General features: G+C 67.0%; 2 protein-coding genes. Both read right to left on the bottom strand.

Translation table 11 applies throughout. The features are described 5' to 3' along the window. Positions 1 to 281 precede the first annotated feature (281 nt). Positions 282 to 2,021: an amidohydrolase family protein gene (locus JOY90_RS23840; RefSeq protein WP_291693568.1), complete on the bottom strand. Its 1,740-nt coding sequence runs from the start codon at positions 2,019 to 2,021 to the stop codon at positions 282 to 284. A gap of 78 nt (positions 2,022 to 2,099) precedes the next feature. Next, the coding region (locus tag JOY90_RS23835) for an MFS transporter (RefSeq protein WP_291693567.1) at positions 2,100 to 2,816 on the bottom strand (717 nt) is incomplete at its 5' end.

Below are 2,816 nucleotides of genomic sequence, written 5' to 3'. Positions count from 1 at the left end.
GGCTTTACCGTCAATGCGGTGATCCTGGTCGCCTCCGGCCTGCTCGGCCTCTTGCTGCTCTGGCCCAATACCGAACGCGCGCGGCTGTTGGCCACGCAATCCCCCGAGCCGAAATTCGCGTGATCTTGCTCCGCTGTAGCAGGGTGGGCTAAGGGCGCACAGGGCCCGTGCCCACCATTCTCCCGACAGCACGGCGTGTAACGGTGGGTACGCCTCGCCCTTGCTCTTGCGAGCGCTGGCGAAGCTTAGCGCACCCTACGCATCTACGCATCGTGTTTGCTTCACGACGCTGCCGCACCGAACTCCTTGGCTGCCTGCGCGCCGCGCAGCAGGCGGCCGGGGCGCGCGCCGGTTGCCACGCCGTCGCGCCGCGTCACCACGCCCGCGACGATGGTCGCGTCATAGCCGTCGACCTGCTGCAGCAGGCGGCGGCCGCCGACCGGCAGGTCGTAATGCACCTTCGGCGGATGCAGATGCAGCCGGTCATAATCGATGACGTTGACGTCGGCCTTGAAGCCTGGCGCGATCACGCCGCGGTCGTTGAGCCCGACCGACAGCGCAGTCTTGCGCGACTGCGCCGCCACCACGAACGGGATCGAGAGCTTCTCGCCACGGCTGCGGTCGCGCGTCCAGTGCGTCAACAGATAGGTCGGGAAGCTCGCATCGCAGATGATGCCGCAATGCGCGCCACCGTCGGAAAGGCCCGGCACCGAGCGCGGGTCCTGCAGCATCTCGCGCACGGCGTCGAGATTGCCCTCGGAATAGTTGACGAACGGCACATAGAGCATGCCGCGGCCCTCGTCCGACAGCATCGCGTCATAAGCGAGCTCTTCCGGCTGCTTGCCGAGCCGGCGCGCCTGCGGGCCGAGCGCATTCTCGCGCGGCTGCTCATAGTCCGGCGGATCGCCGAGCAGGTAGATCTTGTCGTAGTTCGGCCGGAAGAACAGCGGATCGTCGGTCGAACTGGCGGTCTCGGCGAGGATCGCCGCGCGGACCTCCGGCTGGCGCAGCCGCGCCACGCGCTCGGCGAGCGGCAGTTTGGCGATCGCCTTGTAGCTCGGATGGGTCTGGAACGGGTTGCGCGACAATTCCAGCCCGAGCAGCAGCCCGACCGGACGCGCCGCGACCTGCGCGGTGACGGTGAGCCCGCGCGCCGCCGCGGCGTTGATCTCGGCGAGCGCGCGCCGCCAGCGCTGCGGCTCGCGGTCGTTCTGGGCGAGGGAGAAGGTGATCGGGCACCTGGTGTTCTCGGCGATCCGCAACATCATCGGAAAATCCTCGTTGATGGTTGCGAGATCGAGCACGAATTGCAGCACGCTCGGGCCCGAGCCCTGCATGGCCTCCGCGATCGCGGTGAGCTCGTCCTCGCCGGCCTTCAAGGTCGGCGTGAAATCGCCGGTCGAGGTGCGGTGGTTGAGGGTGCGCGAGGTCGAGAAGCCGAGCGCGCCCGCGCGTACCGCCTCGCGCGCCAGCGCCGCCATGGCCTTGTTGTCCTCCGCCGTCGAGGGATCGCGCCGCGCACCGCGCTCGCCCATCACATAGACGCGCAGCGCCGCGTGCGGCAGTTGCGCGCCGACGTCGATGTCGAAATCGCGTTTCGACAGCCAGTCCATGTAGTCGGGAAAGCTCTCCCAGGCCCAGGGAATGCCGGCGCTCAGCACCGGCTCCGGGATGTCCTCCACGCCCTCCATGAGCTGGATCAGCCGCAGATGATCGTCCGGCCGGCAGGGCGCGAAACCGACGCCGCAATTGCCCATGATCGCGGTGGTGACGCCGTTCTGCGAAGAGGGCGTGATGTCCTGGCTCCAGGTCACCTGGCCGTCATAGTGGGTGTGGACGTCGACGAAGCCCGGCGTGACCAGTTTGCCCTTGGCGTCGATCTCCTCCTTGCCTTTCGCTGTGATCTTGCCGACTTCGACGATGCGGCCGTCCTTGACGGCGACATCGGCCTCGAACAATTCGCCGCCGCTTCCGTCGGCAAGTGTGCCACCGCGGATCACGAGGTCTGGACTAGCAGTCATGGCGTTCATCCCGGGTTTGTTGTGATTGACAGGTATCATCGGCCAGGCGCCGATGCTGTCAACCGCCGGGTGCGCCACTCAGGGCTGCAAGGCCGTATCGGTGGCGCGATCCTGTTGTTTCCGCTCGGTGAACGGCGCCAGCAGCACGGTCAGCGCCATGAACACGGCGGACGCGCCGAAGATCCAGTGCGGCGCGCTCTGGTCCATGATCCAGCCGAACAGCAGCGGGCTGACGATGCCGGAGAAATTGAATCCGGTGGAGACGATGCCGAAGGCGCGTCCCGCAGCGCCCGGAGGAGCCGCGTTGCGGACCAGCATGTCGCGCGAAGGGGCGATCACACCGCCGAGGAAGCCCGCCGCCGTCATGGCCGTCGTGAGCAGGACCTGCGGCAGCGCCACCAATGCGATCAGGAGCACGATGGCCGCGTTGATGCCGAAACAAACCGCTGCGACCTGTCCGTGGCGGTGCGTGTGGTCCGCCAAAAAGCCACCGGCAAGCACGCCAATGGCGCTTGCAGCCAAAAAGGCGGTCAGCGCGACGTTGGCCTTCGAAAACGAGATACCGTAGCCGTTCATCAGCGCCACCACGCCGAAATTGCTGATGCCGGCATTGGACAGCCCGAGCAGCGTGAAGAAAACCGTCAGCACGATCAGCGCTGGGGTGAGGATGTTCTGTTTCGGCGCCTTGCCGCAAACGCCCTGGTGGCGGCTGGTCCTGGCCTCGGGCACACCGAACACGATCAAAAGCAGCGCCACCAGCGGCCCGATTGCGCCCGACACGATCAACGCGCCAAC

Origin of the sequence: Bradyrhizobium sp. (assembly GCF_019242285.1) — a bacterium.
GTDB lineage: Bacteria > Pseudomonadota > Alphaproteobacteria > Rhizobiales > Xanthobacteraceae > Bradyrhizobium.
This window is presented reverse-complemented; position numbering and strand designations above follow the sequence as displayed.

Coding starts and splice junctions, on each gene's coding strand:
- JOY90_RS23840 (WP_291693568.1), bottom strand. CDS start 2,021: ATGACTGCTAGTCCAGACCTCGTGATCCGCGGTGGCACACTTGCCGAC.